This window comes from Xanthomonas sp. LMG 12462 (assembly GCF_009192885.1).
In the GTDB taxonomy this organism is placed as follows: domain Bacteria; phylum Pseudomonadota; class Gammaproteobacteria; order Xanthomonadales; family Xanthomonadaceae; genus Xanthomonas_A; species Xanthomonas_A sontii.
In genome coordinates, this window is the sequence record NZ_NMPP01000013.1 from 87,661 (window position 1) to 105,358 (window position 17,698).

Below are 17,698 nucleotides of genomic sequence, written 5' to 3' on the forward strand. Positions count from 1 at the left end.
GCAGTCGACGTGCGTCAAAACAGGAGTCTTGCAGCGCGCTCGCCGGGTGCACTGTGGGAGGGACTTCAGTCCCGACGCATTGCGCCATCGGCAAGCACCTGCCGCTGCATTTCGTCCAGGTACTCGTCCAGTTCCTGCACCGAGGTAAAGATCTCGTTCAACGGCACCGCCTTGACCACGTCGAACACCTTGCGGATCTGCGGTTGCGGGTTCACCACCAGCACCCGCCCGTCGCGCGCGGCCAGCACCTTGCGCGCCTTGAAGATCGAGCGGATGCCGGCGCTGCTGATGTAGTCCAGGTGCGACAGGTCCAGCACCAACGTGGTGATCGGCGTGGCCAGCAGCGGCGCCAGCGCCTCGTCCAGCGCCTGGTAGGTGTGCGTGTCCAGGCGCCCGCTCAGGGTGAGGCGTTGGCGCTTGTCCTGCGCCGGGTCGATCTGCAGGCTCAACGTGGTCATGCGGGCGACTCCTGAAGAGGGGGATCGGCAGGTTGCAGCAACACGATGCGCACCACATTACGGCCGCCGTCGTGGCGATACTCGAGGCGATCGGCGAGTTGCTGCACCAGGTGCAGGCCGAGGCCGCCGATCGGGCGCTCGGCGATGTCCGCGTCCAGGTTCGGCACCGGCGCGTCGCGCGGGTCGAAGGCCGGGCCGCTGTCGTGGAATTCCAGCACCAGCGCGTCGTGCAGCAGATGCACGATCACGTCCACCGGCAGCGGGGCACGGCGCAGGTGGCCGTGTTCGAGGGTGTTGCAGGCCAGTTCCTCGACGATCAGCCGGGTGCGGCTGACCTGCTCGCCGCTCACGCCGTGGCGCCGCAGCGCCGCCTCCACGCTGTCGCTCAACTGCGCCAGTGCGTCGATTGCCGGTTCCATCTGCCATCGCAGCATCATCGCGTCGCCTCCCGTGCCGGATCCTGGCGCAGCCGGATCGCCAGGAGCGTAATGTCGTCGGACTGCGGTGCCGGTGCGGTGAACGCCTGCACGTCGGCCAGCACCGCGGCGCACTGCGCCTGCGCGTCGGCGCCAGGCTGCAGTGCCGCCAGCAGCCGCTCCTCGCCGTAGGGCCGGTCCTGCGCATCCATCGCCTCGGTGATGCCGTCGGTGTAGCTGAGCAGGGTGGCGCCGGCGGCCAGGCGCCCGTGCACCACCGGATAACGCGATTGCGGCTCCAACCCCAGCGGCGGGCCGGATTCCAGTGGCAGCAATTCCGCGCGGCCGTCGGCGTCGAGCAGCAGCGGCGGCTCGTGGCCGGCGCTGGACAGCCAGTAGTCGCCGCTGTGCACGTCGATCAGCCCGCACAGCACGGTGGCGAACATGCACGGCTCGTTGCCCTCCACCAGCCGCTGCGAGGCGGCGATCAGGATCGCGTCCGGGCGCGTGTGCCGGCGCGCGGCGATCTCCAGCACGGTCATCGCCCGCGCCATGAACAGCGCCGCCGGCACGCCCTTGTCCGACACGTCGCCGACCACGAACCACAACAGCCCCGGCTCGGTCTCGAAGAACTGGTAGAAATCGCCGCCCACCATCTCCGCCGGTTCCAGCAGCGCGTAGGTTTCCAGGTGCTTGTGGGCGCTGTCGAAGGTGCGCCCGCCCGGCAGCATCGCCTGCTGGATGTCGCGCGCGATCGACAGTTCGCTCTGCATGCGCTGCCGCGCCTGCGCCAACGTGGCGATCTCGTCCAATTGGCGCTTGATCGAGCCGCGCGCGCTGTCGAAGGCGCGCGCCATCACCCCCACTTCGTCCGCGCGCTCGACGTGGCGCAGCGGATAGTCGAACGCGCCCTGGCTGAAGTGCAGCGCCGAGTCGGTCAGGTCCTCGATCGGCCGCACCAGCCGCACCGTGTAGCGGTGCAGCAGCCACAACCAAACCGCCAGCGCGGCGGCTCCGGCCAGCGCGCCCCACAGCACGATGCGGTTCAGCCCGGCCAGGATGTAGTCCTCCGACACGCTCAGCGCGAAGGTCCAGCCGGTGTCGCCCACCGCCGCGCTCTGGGTGAGGTAGCGGGTGCCGTCCGGCGCGGTGTGCTCGAAGCGCACCGGCCTGTGGGTGTCGGCCGCCTGCGCCAGCGGCGACAGGTCCGGCCGCGCCCGCGCCACGTGCGCCTCCAGCGTGCGGCGGAAGCGCAGCGCCGGGTCCGGATGCAGCACGAACAGCCCGTCCGGCGACAGCAGCATCGGCAGCAGCCCGCTGTTGGCCGGCAGTTCGGCGACGATGGCCTGCAGCCGCTGCAGTGGCACGTCCACGCTCACCATGCCGATCGCCGGCGCCTGCGGCCCATCGCCGGGCAGGCGCAGCGGCAGGTTGTAGGTGGTCAGGAACGCGCCGCCGGTGCTGGCGTCGCTGTACGGTTCGGACCACCACGGCGCCGGCGCGGTGAGCGTGCGCCGGTACCAGGGCATGCTGCGCGCGTCGAAGCCCAGCGCCTCCACCGGTTGTTCCAGCACCCCGGTAGCGGTGCGCCGCAGGTGCCAGGCGAAACCGCGGCCGTCGTCCTTCAGTGCGCCGGGCTCGATCACCAGCAAGGCGCCGGCGATGTCCGGGTCGCCCTGCAGCGTGGCCTGCAGCAGGTTGCGCAGGTTGAACGGCTGCCGGCCCAGCCCGCTCGCGGCGGCGGCCAGGGTGCGCCCGCTCACCTGCACCGAGCCCAGCGTGGCGTCCAGGCTGCGCGCGGTCTGCTGGGTCAGCCCGGCCACCTCCTCGCGCGCGTTGCGCACCATCACCTCGCGCGCCCCCAGGTAGAACAGCAGGGCCAGGCCCAGCAGCAGCGCCACCTGCAGCAGGCTGCCCCACAGCAGCAGCCGCGTGCGCAGGCTGTGACGCCAGGCGACCGCGGAAGGCTCCTGCGCTGACGAGGCGACGGCGATGGCGGCGCTCCACGGGGGCCTGGAGCCCGATCATAAGCGCAGCCGCGGCCGCCCGGCACAGCGGCCTTTGCGGCTGTCCCGCGCGGTGTCCCGGGCCAATGTGACAGTCCGTTCCATACGCTGGCGTACGAGGTCCTGAGAAGCGGTTGCGCTACACTTGCAGGCTTCGAGAAAACACATGCCATCGCGCGCGTGCGTGCGACCTACGGGAGCGTTATGAACTGGTTGAACGAGGTGCTGCAGAACGATCCGAACCCCACTGAAACCCAGGAGTGGATCGAATCGCTCAAGGCCGTCATCGATGTCGCAGGCCCCGAGCGCGCGCATCAGCTGCTGGAGGACATGGTCGAGCTGACCCGTCGTTCCGGCGCCTACCTGCCGTTCTCGCCGACCACCGAGTACGTCAACACCATCGCCCCCGCCAACGAGGCCAAGAGCCCGGGCGACGCGGCCATCGAGTGGAAGATCCGCTCGATCATCCGCTGGAACGCCATGGCCACCGTGGTCCGCGCCAACCGCAAGCCGGGCGACCTGGGCGGCCACATCGCCTCCTTCGCCTCCAGCGCCACCCTGTACGACGTGGGCTTCAACCACTTCTGGCGCGCGCCCTCGGACAAGCACCCCGGCGACCTGCTGTACATCCAGGGCCACAGCTCCCCCGGCATCTACGCCCGCGCCTTCCTGGAAGGCCGCATCAGCGAAGACCAGCTCAACAACTTCCGCATGGAAGTGGACGGGCAGGGCATCTCCTCCTATCCGCACCCGTGGCTGATGCCGGACTTCTGGCAGACCCCCACCGTGTCGATGGGCCTGGGCCCGCTCAGCGCCATCTACCAGGCGCAGTTCATGAAGTACCTCGAGCACCGCGGCCTGATCGAGAAGTCCGACCGCAAGGTGTGGTGCTTCATCGGCGACGGCGAGAGCGACGAGCCCGAGACCCTGGGCGCCATCGCCCTGGCCGGCCGCGAAGGCCTGGACAACCTGATCTTCGTGGTCAACTGCAACCTGCAGCGCCTGGACGGCCCGGTGCGCGGCAACGGCAAGATCATCCAGGAGCTGGAAGGCGTGTTCCGCGGCGGCGGCTGGAACGTCATCAAGCTGCTATGGGGCGGCTACTGGGACGCCCTGCTGGCCAAGGACACCAACGGCGTCCTCAAGAAGCTGATGATGGAAACCGTCGACGGCGAGTACCAGAACTGCAAGGCCTTCGGCGGCGCCTATACCCGCGCCAACTTCTTCGGCAAGTACCCGGAGACCGCGGCCATGGTCGCCGGCCTGTCCGACGACGACATCTGGCGCCTGAACCGCGGCGGCCACGATCCGCACAAGGTCTACGCCGCCTACCACCAGGCGGTGAACACCACCGGCATGCCCACCGTGATCCTGGCCAAGACCGTCAAGGGCTACGGCATGGGTTCGGCCGGCGAGGCGCTGAACCCCACCCACCAGACCAAGAAGCTGGACGACGACGCCGTGCGCGCGTTCCGCGACCGCTTCAACATCCCGCTCAGCGACAAGCAACTGGCCGACGCCGAGCAGGTGCCGTTCTACCACCCCGGCCCGGACTCGCCGGAAGTGCAGTACCTGCAGGAGCGCCGCGCCGCGCTCGGCGGCTACCTGCCGCAGCGCCGCCGCAAGGCCGACCTGTCCATCCCGGCCCCGGGCCTGGACAAGTTCGAGCGCCTGCTCAAGGACAGCGGCGAGCGCACCTACTCCACCACCATGGCCTTCGTGCAGAGCCTCAACATCGCCCTGCGCGACAAGGAACTGGGCCCGCGCATCGTGCCGATCGTGGCCGACGAAGCGCGCACCTTCGGCATGGAAGGCATGTTCCGGCAGATCGGCATCTACGCCCCGTTCGGCCAGAAGTACAAGCCGGTGGACGCCGACCAGCTGATGTTCTACCGCGAGGACCAGTCCGGCCAGGTGCTGCAGCAGGGCATCAGCGAGCCGGGCGCCATCTCCTCGTGGCTGGCCGCCGGCACCAGCTACTCGGTCAGCAACGTGCCGATGCTGCCGTTCTACATCTACTACTCCATGTTCGGCTTCCAGCGCGTGGGCGACATCGCCTGGCAGGCGGCGGACATGCGCACCCGCGGCTTCCTGCTCGGCGGCACCGCCGGCCGCACCACGCTCAACGGTGAAGGCCTGCAGCACGAAGACGGCTTCAGCCAGGTCATCGCCGGCTCCATCCCCAACGTGCGCAGCTACGACCCCACCTTCGGCTACGAAGTCACCGTCGTCATGCAGTACGGCATCCAGCGGATGATGCAGGAGCAGGTGGACGAGTACTACTACATCACCCTGATGAACGAGAACTACGCCCACCCGGAAATGCCGGCGGGCGCGGAAGACGGCATCATCAAGGGCATGTACCTGCTCAAGGACGCCGGCAAGCCCAAGAAGGGCGAACTGCGCGTGCAGCTGCTGGGCTCGGGCACCATCCTGCGCGAAGCCATCGCCGCCGCCGAACTGCTGGACAAGGACTTCGGCGTCACCGCCGACATCTGGTCCTGCCCCAGCTTCAACGAACTGCGCCGCGACGGCTTCGACGCCGAGCGCTGGAACCGCCTGCACCCGGAAGGCGAACAGCGCAAGCCGTTCGTCACCCAGCTGCTGGAAGGCCGCCAGGGCCCGGCCATCGCCGCCACAGACTACGTGCGCGCCTTCGCCGACCAGATCCGCGCCTTCGTGCCGATGCACTACACCGTGCTGGGCACCGATGGCTTCGGCCGTTCGGATACCCGCGCCAACCTACGCCGGTTCTTCGAAGTGGATCGGTACTACATCGCGCATGCCGCCATTGCGGCGTTGGCGAAGGATGGGAAGATGACCGGGAAGGATGTGGCGAGGGCGATCAAGCAGTACAAGATTGATCCTGAGAAGGCTAATCCGGTTGGGGTTTGATGGACGAAGTCAGCGTTTGATTCCAAAAAGGCAGCCAATGGCTGCCTTTTTTTTGCCGAATTCCAAGTGCACGCAAAATTTCGTATACCTGCACTATCTAATTTTGAGCTATCTTCCGAAATGTTGGTCTTTGCTGCGATATGACTGAGCAGATTTCTAAAACAGAAGGAGGGGGCATGAAAGAGACGGATGTGCTTTCACAATTACATACGAAGCGACGTTCATATAGCGATCTAAGTAGGTTTTTGGTAACTCGAACAAGTGAGGTGCCAAACTTCACATTGCTGCTTGGTGCGGGTTGTTCTGTGACTTCAGGAATACGAACTGCTTCAGAACTTACATCGCTTTGGAAAGAGGAAATTTACAAGTCGGCGCATCCAGAAGTAACAACCCCAACAGTAGAGCAAATAAATCAATACATGGCGCGTCAAGAAAGCAGTTGGTTCGTTCCAAACAGGGAATACTCTTGTTTATTTGAGCGTCGTTTCGATCTGCCTAGGCAACGCCGTATGTTCATAGAGGCTGAGGTCGCGGACAAGAACCCGAGCATTGGCTATGCCTACTTAATCAAGCTGGTCGAAAATGGCTACTTAAATACATTGTTCACCACAAACTTCGATGATCTAATAAACGAAGCTTTTTTCAGGTTCTCTGATTTGAGGCCAATCGTTTGTGCTCACGACTCTTCTGTTTCGAGTATAAGCATAACTTCAAAGCGGCCGAAAATAATAAAACTGCACGGCGACTATTTATTTGACGATATAAAATCTACAGTCAGAGAAACAGAGACATTAGAGGAGAACATAAAGAAAAAGTTTTCTGAGTTTAGTCGCGAGCATGGTCTTATTGTTGCTGGATATTCTGGTGGCGACAGATCCATCATGGACGTCATTAGTCATCTACTACGAAGCGATGATTATTTTAGGCATGGTATATATTGGTGCTTTAGAAAGGGTGAAAGGCCAAGCGAAGATCTATTGAAGCTTCTATGGAAGGATCGCGTCTATTTTGTCGAAATTGACGGCTTCGATGAACTGATGGCACAACTCCATAGAGACGCAATTGGAGATAAGCTTCCGGTTGAGACAAATCTTATCTCGGATAAGCCCCGTAGAACTGTTATTTCATTCTGCCGAAATGAGTACTTGCTTTCCTCTAACTCCGAAATAATCGTCAGGGACATAGATAAATTAAAAAAATTGTCTGAAAGAGAAAACTTTATTGATGTAATTAGAAGCGTCACCGAAAAGGAATCTAGTTCCTCTGGTGGCGTTGAAAATAAAATGACTGACGCTGAAGTGGGGGCGCTGATATCTGCGAAGCACAAGATATCAATGGGGGATTTTGATGGTGCTCGCGAGCAACTGCAGGAGGCAATTAAGTCTGCGTCCAGCTGGCAAGCTAGAGAAGAATTTCTCGTGGTTGCAGTGAAAAATGAGGAATCATTTGGCGACCTTGTAGCCGCTGTCGCCATAGTGGATGACTTAATAAAATTAGACCCGCGCGAAGAGGCGTGGCTGCTTTGGAAAGCAAATCTACTTCCGAGTGCAGAACTAAAAAAGGCAGTTATTGATCAGGCTATAGGAATAAACCCCTTCTCCTCAGATGCTTGGTGTGACAAAGCACAGCTCCTAGTCGAAGAAATAGAAGCCGGATATGGTGCTATTGAGAGCTTGCATGTCGATGCGTGTACTGCATTCAAGAATTCAATAGCAATGAATCCAAGTATTGATAATCGAGCGTGGCTTAAGTATTTCGATTACCTGGCCGGGACTGGAAAGACCTTCAGTCGCGCCAAGGAAGAGCTTTCTGAATTGCTTACCTCGGGTCAAAATCAAGATGCGAGGCAGATAGATGTTTTGCGTGCGAGTATGACATACATTCACGCGTACGACAGGTCTTCCAGGCCAGAAGTGGATTCTTTAATTGAAGGAGTTAAAAAGGCTAAGGATGCAGCCAATCGGCACAACTATTTCAGCTATGAGATACTTCATTTAGATGTGCTTGAGAAGTTTGACAGGGATTCTGATTTGGCGGCGAAAATAACGGAACTCTCTCAAAATGAAGTGGCATTAAAAAGCCCTGGTTTCCTCTATAGGCGATCCAAGTATCATTTGAAGCACCATGGCGACTTACAAGCCGCAATTTCGGATCTTGAGAGTGCAATAGGTATTGCGCATGATTCTACTTACATTATAAGACTTGGGCTTCTTTATAAGTATGCAAAGCTTTCAGATAAATTGCGGACTTTGAGTGAGGTAAATTACAAGTATCTGACGCCCGAGGAGAGAATCCGGCTTCTTAGGTTTAAAGCTGAATCGGAAGGCGATCGAAAGCTGGAGTTGGAACTGGCGCGCAAGATATATTCCTTTAAAGCCTTTTTAAGCATTCAGGGGGTTGTCGACGAAAGCCACACGCTTCTTCTATTGGGCAACTATGCTGCCGCTGAGGCCGTATGCAAAGCTGCCCTGGATAAGGTTGGGTTTAACCTAACTCATGCGCCACTAATAATAAATTATGAACTTGCTAAGTTGCGGGCTGATGGGAAGCTAAACAAAGGTAGAATGGGTAGTATAGTGACCGGATGCTCTGATGAGCGCGCTGTGGCATGCGCTCTGTACCTATTGGATGATATCAATCAGGCGAAATCTAAGTTCATTAAATTATTACAAGAGGATCGGGAGTTTGAGTTTCTTGCATCTGAGTGGGCGGTATTTCAGGACTCAAAGGGGCGAGACTTTTTGGAAAGCTGTAAGGCTGATATAAAAGCTAAGGCGCGAAGAACTGCCGCTTAATGTGGGGCTGCACCAATAAGCGCAGAAGGCAACATTTTAAATAGAGCAGATTTCAATCTGCTCTATTGTTAGTCAGTACCGGCGACCCAGGCGGCAGTCCTAGACTGGCGCCCAGTACGGGGCCAGGTTCACCTATTCTTACAGGTGAGCCTGGCCTAGCCCAGCCGACATCTAGGAAAAGCTCTAGATGCCTTAGATGCTGCGATTTAATTCTTCGCTTGAATCTGACGCTGGCCAATTACCACCAAGCCATTAGCAAGCCAAATAATACACACAGTACAATGCACGTCACTATTAGTTGATTTCTTTGGCGTTGCAGCCCTGACACGTGCGGTCGAAGCTCCTCGAGCTCACGGCGTGCGTCGTCCAGGTTAGACAGGTGTCTCTCTGCGGCTTGCCTACTTTCGTGCAACTGCGAAGACAAGCGCGTAATTGCCTCGCTGGATGAACGTAACTGTTTCTCAGACGCACAAAGCGAATCACGAAGTGTGGCGCCAACCGATTGCAATGACTTAATCTTTTTGAGATATGTGTTAGCCACGCGCTGGAGGTACGCCTTAGAACTCGGATCACTGAGAAGGACGCACTTCAGGAAGCCGTTTTCACTTTCGAGGATTGCTTTGATTCTCTGTCTATGCTCTTCTTCTAGATAATCGTTGGTTTCGTCATCACTGACGGGATAGGTGAACAGATGAGGAATTGCCACTTCTACGACCGGGCACTCAAGGCTGCGTAGTTCCAATTGTTTATCAGCCTGGACTGCATGAGTGTGGCAGATCTCTAGATATAGCTCGTTATTCCACTTTAAGCCCAAGCCCATGTCGTCATCAAATTCAATGCGAAGGTCAGCCCGTAATGGCGGGCCATTCTCACGCTCGATTTCTTTCTCCGGTTCTGCTTTTTTAATGCGGATTGAAACATTACACCAGTGCGCGGGCTTTCCGGTAGTAAGTCTGTACAAGGAGAGCGTAGTACCTTTGACTAATGCTAGAGCTTCCTTGAACAAGAGGTGATTCAACGTCTCGCCCTCGGAAGCCGAGGCATTTCCTCCACCATCGACATAGGCGAAGAAGCATTTTCCCTTCATGACGTGTTTCACCGGGCGACGCTGGCCCGCCCGATGCGTGCTGAAATAACGTTGGCCGGTGGGCTGCCCGTTGTAGTGGATGTGCCGGATCTTGCCGATGGCTTCCGCAGTGACGATCTCGCTGCCGAACTCCGAGGTGTAAGCGCGGGTCTTGGCCATTGATCTAGCTGTTACGTCAGATTTTGTTGGAACGTGCAGGTTAGATGTTACCGGTCTCAGTTGCCGCGATGATGGCGGTGCCGGGCGCAGATACAGCTTAAGTCGACGAGTAGCCACTGGTGCCGCGCTAGAGCAGGTCGATTCTCCTAGCGAAAGATTGACAGGCCACGCGCCGCGGTAGCAATCTCTACCGCAAGGAGCGTCGAAACTCCTCTAAGAGCGGTACCCACCTCCGACAAACCGGTGGGTTTTTTGTGCCCGAGGCTCGGGCGCAAGCCGACGCAATGCCTGCGTCGGGAGGGCGGCTAATACAACACCCTTCGGGGAAATACGCCCGCCGGCTCTTAGCGGTTTCGAACCTCCCGACTTCCCGTCCGCCATGCGTGGCGGCCGGACCCCTTCATGGAATGAGGAGGCAACGATGGCGCACGACCGTTTGGACGACGACGACATGCCCGGCTATTTCCTGCCGGAGGACAGCCAGTTCCGCCTGGCGAAGCTGCGCGATCACGTGCGCTTCCTGGTCCGGCTTGCACAGCCACGAACACAGGCCGAGGAGCGCGCCGCCGAACCCAAGGTGCGCATGGGCGAACTGGCGCTCTGCCTGGAGCTGTTGGCCGACCAGGTGGATCTGGTACTGGGCGCGCTGTCCTATCCTGCTCAGCGGACCGACACGACGCGCGGCGCCTGGTCCGATGCTGCTATCCAGGCAGCAACGGACGCCGGCAGCGGCACGTTCCGCATGACGCAGCAGCAGATCGACAGGCTCACGCAACTGGCCGAGACCGTATCCGCCAATGCCCGGATAGTGGCGGCCGGCGATACGGCCGAGCGTGCAGGCCAGACGCTGCCAGAAGTGGGCAGCACGCTCTGCACCGCAGCGAACGACGTGCGTGAACTGCTGCTGCAGATCGCACGCCAGCCGCTGCGCGAACCGGCGTCCAACCGCGTACGAGAAGAGCGGGCTGTCTATGCGCTGGGCTCTGAAGCACCGCCTGGAGAAAGCGGGTGGTTGCATTGATCCTAGCTTGGTTGAGGCAAGAACATTCATCAAATTAACGTGCTTGGTGACCTGTGGAACGTCCCGGGCCTAGTTGCTATCTTCCGCACATACGAGCCGCAACCCACGTCCAAGGAGTGACCGATGGCTGAGCAAGAGCGATCAAGCCCGCGTTTTCCGGTGGCCGCGCTAGTAATGATGATGGCGTTGATCACCTCGTGTGCTACCGCCGCTTCCGCGAGCAAATCTCCGTCGTTCTCTGGGGAGTGGGCGTATGCCAAGAAATGCGACTTGGGCCACTATCTGAGCCTGCATCTGCAGCAACATGGCGATCGCGTGACGGGAGATTGGAGCGAGGGGACAAACGTTCGCGGCAATGATGGGCAGTTGCAGGGAGAGGTGCGTGGAGACACGTTGTATGTCCGCTACTGCAGCGACGACGGAGGAAAGAGCTACTCCGCTTGCCCGGCGTTCTCCGAGCGAGAGGATCAGTTCAAGCTGGAAAATGGACAACTCATTCGATATGAGAAGTATGGTTCCAGCTATCGTCGCACTGTCGCGCTTTATCCGGATATCGCAGGTAAAGACGTGCCTTATGACAAGGATTGTTCGGATCCGGAGGACGCACAATGAGTACGCTCACAGACAAGGAGCTGCGTGCAACCCTGTACTTCGCTGTGGGTGTCACCTCCGAGAGTCGATACGATGCATATCGACTGGTTGTCGCAGGCGACAAGGCCTCAACGCCCACGCTCGAACCAGCGGACAGCAGTGGCTACTCGATCGGTACCATCCAGACGGACCTGGGGCAGCACTACCAGCCCAATGATCCTAACGGCGAGAACGTTCCGAGGGACCTGATCAATGCATACCAGGACTGGGCGAGGGCGCATCAGCCGCAGTCGGTGTTGACCGACGATCAGGCGGCAAGAGCGATCGCGGATCTTGGTCGTGATGGAGATGCGATCAGAAACGACCATGGACGCCCGCTGGATGCGGATGTCAAATCGCGGTTGGACGCGTTTCTTGCCTCCGATGCCGGCATTACCTGGGTGCACGACCGCGATGTCGCTCAGATCGATAAGTTGATGGATCGCGCCATCGCGCCGCTGCAGCGAAGCAACCTGTATCAGAACGCGTCACTCGACGACCAAGTGAAACTGGCGGCGATGGTTGGCAAGGCATACAACCAGAACGAAGTACGTGCCGCAACAATGATTCGTAAGCTTGAGGGGAACCAGTATGACTCTGTGGCAGACGTCAGTGCTGCCATTGACGGTTTTCTCCCCAAGCGCTCAGGTCAGAAAGACTATTTTGAGCTGGGCCGTGACGACGCCTTGAGGGGTGCGGCGGTCGTCAACTTGCTGCGCAATGCGAATCGAGAAAGTCCTCTCTCGACTGCGTGGGCAAGTGTCCTGGCGGATCCACTCGTCAATCCAACCGCCCTCAATGCAGATAGGGCGCATCAGAACTTGCCGCACGAGTACCCCGTCATCAAGAACTTGTTCATCCATGACGATCGCGCAGGGCAGTTTGTCGGTGCCTTGGATAGAGGCGGGGCGCATCAGTACGGCCCCACGGACCACGCGCATCCGGAGCGCTTCAATGGGCCAGGCTTCTATGCCGCAGGCAATGATCTGGTCAACTGGAACAAGCATGGACAGGGCCATGCGTTCTTGAACGGTGAGTGGAGTTCTGTTGCGCGCGAGAATCTGACACGCGCCCGAAACCACGATGGCACCACCGATCTCAACCTGCAGCAGGGAGGCCAGACGCAACGGCTGCTGCATGTGGATCCTCATGCGCCGGAACTGCGGCCTGCTCCGCAACAGCATGGTGGCCGGACCGGCCCCGACAATCCTGCGCACCCTGATCACGCAATGCTCCTGCAAATCAGAGACGGAGTGCAGCGGCTCGGGAGTCAGGCTGGCGTGCCATTCGATGAGAACAGTGAGCGTGTGTGCAGGAGCCTTCTCGCAGCCTGCAAGGACAACGGAGATCAGTATCCGAATGTTTCCAGTGCATCGCTCTCCGGCAATGCACTGACAAGGGTGGATCATGTTGTCGCCGGGCCTGAACGCCTTATCGCTGTTCAAGGAGAATTGAACGATCCTGCCCACCTGCGCGCGCATGTGCCAGTGCAGCAGGCGATGCAGACTCCGGTCGAGCAGTCAGATGCCAAGCTGATGGCGGCGAACCAAGCCATCGCTCAGGAGCAAGTGATGACACAGCAGCGCGAGGTGTCCAGAAGCCAGGGGCAGTCACTGGGGTGACCCTTCTAAGGGTAGCCCCGCATCCGTCGCTGTCGATGGCGGATGCGGGGCGACCTCCTTACACCACTCCTTTTGAGGCCTAGCGCTTCATTGCGCCTTTGCGGCACAAGCCGATGTTGGTTCTCGCTGCCCGCACGATGGCCAGGTAGCGGTCCGCCAGCATTGGCATCCATCCTTCCACGGCCGCGTCGTCGTCCTTGGCGGCGTCCTCCGCATAGGTGTCGAGTGTGGAAAGGCACTGCGCATACAAGCCATTCTTGTATTGGGTGATGGCCAGATCGTTACGAATGGCGCCTTCGTCTTCCCATTCCAGCGTCGGCAGGCAATTCGGCACGACTGGCGACAAGGTGGCGAGCGCTGCCTTGTAGTCTTTCGCATCGTAGAGGCGCTTGAAGGTCGTCCGTGTGCGGTCCAGTTCGTCCCGGCCACAGCCATCCTTGACCCGCAGGTAGGGCGCCTCGAAATCCCCGTTGTAGCCGCAGAACGTCTTGCATTCGGCGGGCGTGGCAGCCGCTACGTCAATGCCCTGCGGCGTACTGGCGAACTTCACCTGGCAGGTGGGTTGGCCCTTGTTCCCCTTGGCGATGCCGGTGTGTCCTTCTATCGTGCCATTCAGCTCGCACACGTCTTCCCCCGTGGTGCTTTCCAGGGAGAAGGTCAATGTGCCGTTTTGCTGCTTGATCAGCAGGCGACCCCATCCCTTATCTGTGATGTATTCGCCCGGCGGCAAGGGGCTATCGGCTGCGGTATGCGTGGTAGGGGCGATAGCTTGCTGATTGCGGGCTGCAAGCCAGGCCGCATCGGACGGTTGCTGTGCCAAACAGGTGGCGGTGGCCAGCAGCGCCATTGCGACGCCAGCTAGCCACCCCCTCTTCCCAGGAAACGTCGTTGGCATGTCGGTTCGTCAGCTATGACTTCGATGAGCGCTCTTTAGCCGGCGACGCGATCTTGCGTCAAGCAGGAGCATGGCGGCGCTTGTCCATCGCCACCGATGGCAGATCATCCCGGTGACGAGTGACATGCGCGGTACGATCGGTGCAGCCAGCAATGCAGCCGGAGGAGCGATTCACTGAGTTGGCGTGCGCTAGGTCGGATTACAAGAAATTTTTAGGAAAACTGCGTCAAGAAACGCCGGCTTCTGCCGCTATGCGTGGCTGTCTGAGAAACCATCGACCCAACAGGGGAATGCTTTGAAAGTACGTAATGGGATTTTGCTGGCACTGCTCGCCAGCGCATATGCGATGCCTGCCTTGTGCCAGGAGCCTGCGCCGCAAGCGGCCTCTGCCGGCGCGCGGATTCGCCTGTTTGGTCAGAATGGTGTTGGCATCGTGTTGTACAAGGATGCCGTGTGCACGGCCAAGTACGGCGAAAAGATCCGCGTATCCGGATCGCTTGGCACTGCGTTCGGTTCCCTGTTCGGCTCGGTGAAGAACGAGGGGATTGGCATCCCGGAGACGCAGAACACAAGGAACCTGCAGGACCGCAAGATGATCGGCTCCAAGCCGTTCTACAAAGAGCTTGCGCTGGACGCAGGGAAGCCCATTGTCGTGGAAGCCGGCGCCGGTTCGCCTGCGCACTGGAGCCAGGCGACAGGCGTCCACATGGGATGGAACTGCGGCGCCTTGCTGACATCGACGTTCGTTCCGCAGGCGGGCGCCGACTACGAGGTTGCGTTGAACCTCGATTTCCGCAATTCGGTCTGTGTACTGGCGGTCAATCGCGTGAACCCGGATGGACAAGTGACCCCGGTCGAGGTGGCGCCGGCATCCAAGGAGTGCGATTAGGAATCAGGCGCTCAATCGTCTGGCGCTGGATGCGCCAGGGGCGCGATGCCGATAGTGGGTCGCAGTTCACCCCCTGGAGACGAACCGAGTAAAGGGAAGTGCGGCTCATGACAGGCTCTTGTCCCTTGGTCGCCGCAGCGGCCCAGCGTCGTCCAGATGCTCGCGCGCAGCAGATGCCCGATACTGCGGCCTGCGATTCAAACGCTCGAGCGCGAGGGTGCGATGCGAAGCTACGGATGGGGTGCGCTGTTGTGGTTGCTGCTGTTGCCGTCGGTGGGGGCGGCGGAAACGCCAGCCGATCAGGCCTATGCGCGGGCCACCGCGTTCCGCGACCGGGCCAGTCAGCTCAGCGAGCACGGCGCCAAGAGCACGCGTGAGGACCTGCTGCAGGCACGCGATGCCCTGCAGCAGGGCTTGCAGTATCTGGACGATCCGACGGTTACAGCGCTCGCCGAGGGCAGCAAGACGCTGCGCTTCCGCCGCCTGAACCTGCTGGGCGATCTAGTACGGGTGCAGGTGTGGCTCGGCGACCGCGACGCGGCGGTGGCGGCCTGGCGCGCCCTGGACGCGATGTCCTGGCATGAGGGGCTGATCGACTTCGTGGTGGACAAGGACCCGGCCACGGCGGCGTTGCTGGACGACCCGCGCCTGGCCGAGGTCCGGCGCCACGAAGCGCTGGCAGTGCGTGATGCCACGGCGCCCGCGATCGTGGTGCCTTACGCCGCGCAGCTGACCGAAGCCCAGCGCGTGGCCGGGTTGTCGCAGGTGTGGATGGCCGCGCGCGATCGCTTCGTCTGGTTCGACCAAGTGCCGGACCTGGACTGGGATCGCCTGTACCTGGAGACGCTGCCACTGGTCCAGCGCGCGGCGGATACCGACGCTTACTACCGCGTGCTGGCGCGCTTCCTGGCGCAGTTGCACGACGGACACACCGGGATCCTGCCGCCCAAGGAGCTGGAGGACCATTGGTATGCCCGTCCCGGGCTGCGGGCGGCCTGGCTGGACGGGGAGGTGGTGGTGACCTCGGTCAGTGATGCCGCGCTGCGCCGCCAAGGGGTGGCACGCGGTGACCGCATCCTCGCGATCGACGGCGAGCCGGTGGAGCAGTACGCGCAGCGGGTGGTGCGTCCGCAGATCAGCAGCTCCACCCCACAAGACCTGCAGTTGCGTATGTATACCTACGCCTTGCTGGCCGGCGATGCCGCTACCCCGGTACTGCTGTCGGTGGAGCATGCAGACGGGCACCGCAGCGAGGTGCATGCCACCCGCAGCGGCTACGCCACGATGAAGATGCCGGAGGCCCCGCTGCTGCGCATTCGCCGCGATGGTGTGGCGGTACTGCGCGTGCCGCAGTTGGAGAACGATGCCAGCCTGCAGGCGCTCAAGCAGGCACTGCCACGCGTGCGTGCCGCGCGCGGACTGATCCTGGACTTGCGCGGTAATGGTGGCGGTAACACGTGGTTCGGCTTGCAGATCCTGCGCTACGTCGCCGCGGCGCCGCTGCCATCGCTGCGCTCTGTCGAGCGCGACAACGGCTCGTCGCTGGCACAGGCACGCGGGGCCAGGCTGATCGAATGGCGGCCGGTGCAACAAGAGCCGGTGGCACCCGAACCGAACGCCTATTCCGGCCCGGTGGCGATGCTGGTGGATGCGGGCACGTTCTCCGCCGGCGAGGACACGGCGGCGGTGTTCCGGCTGATGCGGCGCGGCCCATTGGTGGGGCAGGCGACCGGTGGGAGCACCGGGCAGCCGCTGCTGCTGGCCCTGCCCGGCGGCGGCTCGGCGCGGATCTGCGTCAAACGCGACAGCTACCCCGACGGCACCGACTTCGTCGGCGTCGGCGTGCTGCCGGACATCGTGGCCGCACCGACCCGCACCGACCTACGCGACGGCAAGGACCCGGTGCTCGAACGCGCGGTGGCGGCGCTGGGTCAGCAGTGGCCATCGACGTCGCGCTGATACGGGATGCCGTGCGTGCGGTGCGGTGGCACGTCTGCGCCATCGCACTGGCGATGGCGCTTTTGCTGTTGCCTGCCTGCGCCTCGATCGAGGTGCCACCTGCCAACTTGATCGCCAAAGAGGGCGCGCACGCCACGGCGGTGACCAGGATCGGGCCGGTGTTCGTGGTCAGAACCGTGAGCGTGTTGCCTGGTAGCGCACGCGCGGCCGAAAAGTTCGCTGTCACTGACGAGTGTCGCAGCGGAACGCTGCACGTCGCCTTGCGACGACAGGAGAGTGCAGAGCCCTATGCTGCGCCGGCCTGTGGTGCAGTGCTGGCGGCACTTCAGTATGCCGTCGCTGCGTCCGACTTGCCCGACATGAAGTTGAAGCTGACGGTGGATCTGATCAGCCCCGGTCAACAACTCATTGCCCGCACGTCGTCGCTGGCAACGGCGGCCAGCGCAAGCGCGCGCTATGCATTTGCACTAGACAAGGACAGTGACCTGACTGCCGCGAATGTCATCTCTACGACGGCACACGAAACATTTCACCTGCTGCGTGGCCTCAGCGGCACGACGTCCGAGATGCAAGAGGAAGAGCGCCTGGCTTACACGATGGGTGCATGTGCGCAACTGCAGGCACTGGGATGGGTGAGGAGCAAGGATCTACCATCCATTGCGCTTCCAAAGCGGGCCGAAGGGGTTTCTGACAGCGTCAATGCGTCGAACGTTGCGGGCATTTCGGCGACGAAAGACCTCATGCAATTCATGCGGGATGGGGTGGTGACCAAAGACGCACCTGAGGGGCTAGCGATGGCACACTTCTGCCAGACGGCCCTTGAGTGAGCCAAAAGCGGCCCTTGGTAGGCCAGGTCAAGCTGGTGG

At 61.0% G+C, this 17,698-nt stretch carries 13 protein-coding genes; 8 read left to right on the forward strand and 5 right to left on the reverse strand.

Going from position 1 to position 17,698, the window contains the following annotated elements:
* Positions 1-65: 65 nt before the first annotated feature.
* Genes CEK69_RS04410 through CEK69_RS04420 form a run of 3 tightly spaced genes read right to left on the reverse strand, consistent with a single transcriptional unit; the run spans position 66 to position 2,868 of the window.
* Entirely contained in the window at positions 66-458 is a 393-nt protein-coding gene (locus CEK69_RS04410) for an STAS domain-containing protein (protein WP_152244073.1), read from the reverse strand.
* Positions 455-895: an ATP-binding protein gene (locus CEK69_RS04415; protein WP_152244075.1), complete on the reverse strand. Its 441-nt coding sequence runs from the start codon at positions 893-895 to the stop codon at positions 455-457. The genes CEK69_RS04410 and CEK69_RS04415 overlap by 4 nt, the downstream gene beginning before the upstream one ends.
* A complete protein-coding gene (locus tag CEK69_RS04420; RefSeq protein WP_193313899.1) occupies positions 892-2,868 on the reverse strand; it encodes a SpoIIE family protein phosphatase in 1,977 nt (658 codons plus the stop codon). The genes CEK69_RS04415 and CEK69_RS04420 overlap by 4 nt, the downstream gene beginning before the upstream one ends.
* A 216-nt stretch (positions 2,869-3,084) precedes the next feature.
* Here CEK69_RS04420 and aceE point away from each other — a divergent pair, with 216 nt between their 5' ends.
* Positions 3,085-5,775 carry a pyruvate dehydrogenase (acetyl-transferring), homodimeric type gene (gene aceE, locus CEK69_RS04425; protein WP_152244079.1) on the forward strand — a complete coding sequence of 897 codons (2,691 nt, stop codon included), beginning with the start codon at positions 3,085-3,087 and terminating at the stop codon, positions 5,773-5,775.
* 176 nt (positions 5,776-5,951) lie between these two features.
* Entirely contained in the window at positions 5,952-8,570 is a 2,619-nt protein-coding gene (locus CEK69_RS04430) for an SIR2 family protein (RefSeq protein WP_193313892.1), read from the forward strand.
* Positions 8,571-8,808: 238 nt separating this feature from the next.
* On the opposite strand, the gene CEK69_RS04435 is transcribed toward CEK69_RS04430, so the two are convergent.
* Positions 8,809-9,816, reverse strand: coding sequence for a hypothetical protein (locus CEK69_RS04435; RefSeq protein ID WP_152244083.1), 1,008 nt, complete (start codon positions 9,814-9,816; stop codon positions 8,809-8,811).
* A 421-nt stretch (positions 9,817-10,237) separates the two neighbouring features.
* Here CEK69_RS04435 and CEK69_RS04445 point away from each other — a divergent pair, with 421 nt between their 5' ends.
* The 3 genes from CEK69_RS04445 to CEK69_RS04455 all read left to right on the forward strand — a co-directional run bounded on the left by CEK69_RS04445 (position 10,238) and on the right by CEK69_RS04455 (position 13,089).
* Positions 10,238-10,837, forward strand: coding sequence for a hypothetical protein (locus tag CEK69_RS04445; RefSeq protein WP_152244085.1), 600 nt, complete (start codon positions 10,238-10,240; stop codon positions 10,835-10,837).
* A 123-nt stretch (positions 10,838-10,960) separates the two neighbouring features.
* A complete protein-coding gene (locus tag CEK69_RS04450; RefSeq protein ID WP_226975036.1) occupies positions 10,961-11,449 on the forward strand; it encodes a hypothetical protein in 489 nt (162 codons plus the stop codon).
* Complete coding sequence (locus CEK69_RS04455; protein WP_152244087.1) at positions 11,446-13,089, forward strand: XVIPCD domain-containing protein; 1,644 nt, start codon at positions 11,446-11,448, stop codon at positions 13,087-13,089. Before CEK69_RS04450 ends, CEK69_RS04455 begins: the two co-directional genes overlap by 4 nt.
* Positions 13,090-13,168: 79 nt before the next feature.
* Here the strand turns inward: CEK69_RS04455 and CEK69_RS04460 are convergent, their stop codons facing one another.
* Positions 13,169-13,936, reverse strand: a complete 768-nt coding sequence (locus tag CEK69_RS04460; protein ID WP_226975031.1) for a hypothetical protein — start codon at positions 13,934-13,936, stop codon at positions 13,169-13,171.
* 394 nt (positions 13,937-14,330) lie between these two features.
* On the opposite strand from CEK69_RS04460, the gene CEK69_RS04465 reads away from it, so the two are divergent.
* The 3 genes from CEK69_RS04465 (at position 14,331) to CEK69_RS04475 (ending at position 17,659) form a co-directional block, all read left to right on the forward strand.
* On the forward strand, positions 14,331-14,873 hold the full coding sequence (locus CEK69_RS04465) for a hypothetical protein (RefSeq protein ID WP_226975035.1): 543 nt from the start codon (positions 14,331-14,333) through the stop codon (positions 14,871-14,873).
* A 222-nt stretch (positions 14,874-15,095) separates the two neighbouring features.
* Positions 15,096-16,832, forward strand: coding sequence for a S41 family peptidase (locus tag CEK69_RS04470; RefSeq protein WP_193313893.1), 1,737 nt, complete (start codon positions 15,096-15,098; stop codon positions 16,830-16,832).
* Entirely contained in the window at positions 16,811-17,659 is an 849-nt protein-coding gene (locus CEK69_RS04475) for a hypothetical protein (protein ID WP_152244091.1), read from the forward strand. The genes CEK69_RS04470 and CEK69_RS04475 overlap by 22 nt, the downstream gene beginning before the upstream one ends.
* The last annotated feature ends 39 nt before the right edge of the window (positions 17,660-17,698 follow it).

Excerpts from the sequence above, each read along its gene's own strand:
- CEK69_RS04410 (WP_152244073.1), bottom strand. The coding sequence starts at position 458 with ATGACCACGTTGAGCCTGCAGATCGACCCGGCGCAGGACAAGCGCCAA.
- CEK69_RS04415 (WP_152244075.1), bottom strand. The coding sequence starts at position 895 with ATGATGCTGCGATGGCAGATGGAACCGGCAATCGACGCACTGGCGCAG.
- aceE (WP_152244079.1), top strand. The coding sequence starts at position 3,085 with ATGAACTGGTTGAACGAGGTGCTGCAGAACGATCCGAACCCCACTGAA.
- CEK69_RS04430 (WP_193313892.1), top strand. The coding sequence starts at position 5,952 with ATGAAAGAGACGGATGTGCTTTCACAATTACATACGAAGCGACGTTCA.
- CEK69_RS04435 (WP_152244083.1), bottom strand. The coding sequence starts at position 9,816 with ATGGCCAAGACCCGCGCTTACACCTCGGAGTTCGGCAGCGAGATCGTC.
- CEK69_RS04445 (WP_152244085.1), top strand. The coding sequence starts at position 10,238 with ATGGCGCACGACCGTTTGGACGACGACGACATGCCCGGCTATTTCCTG.
- CEK69_RS04450 (WP_226975036.1), top strand. The coding sequence starts at position 10,961 with ATGGCTGAGCAAGAGCGATCAAGCCCGCGTTTTCCGGTGGCCGCGCTA.
- CEK69_RS04455 (WP_152244087.1), top strand. The coding sequence starts at position 11,446 with ATGAGTACGCTCACAGACAAGGAGCTGCGTGCAACCCTGTACTTCGCT.
- CEK69_RS04460 (WP_226975031.1), bottom strand. The coding sequence starts at position 13,936 with ATGGCGCTGCTGGCCACCGCCACCTGTTTGGCACAGCAACCGTCCGAT.
- CEK69_RS04465 (WP_226975035.1), top strand. The coding sequence starts at position 14,331 with ATGCCTGCCTTGTGCCAGGAGCCTGCGCCGCAAGCGGCCTCTGCCGGC.
- CEK69_RS04470 (WP_193313893.1), top strand. The coding sequence starts at position 15,096 with ATGCGAAGCTACGGATGGGGTGCGCTGTTGTGGTTGCTGCTGTTGCCG.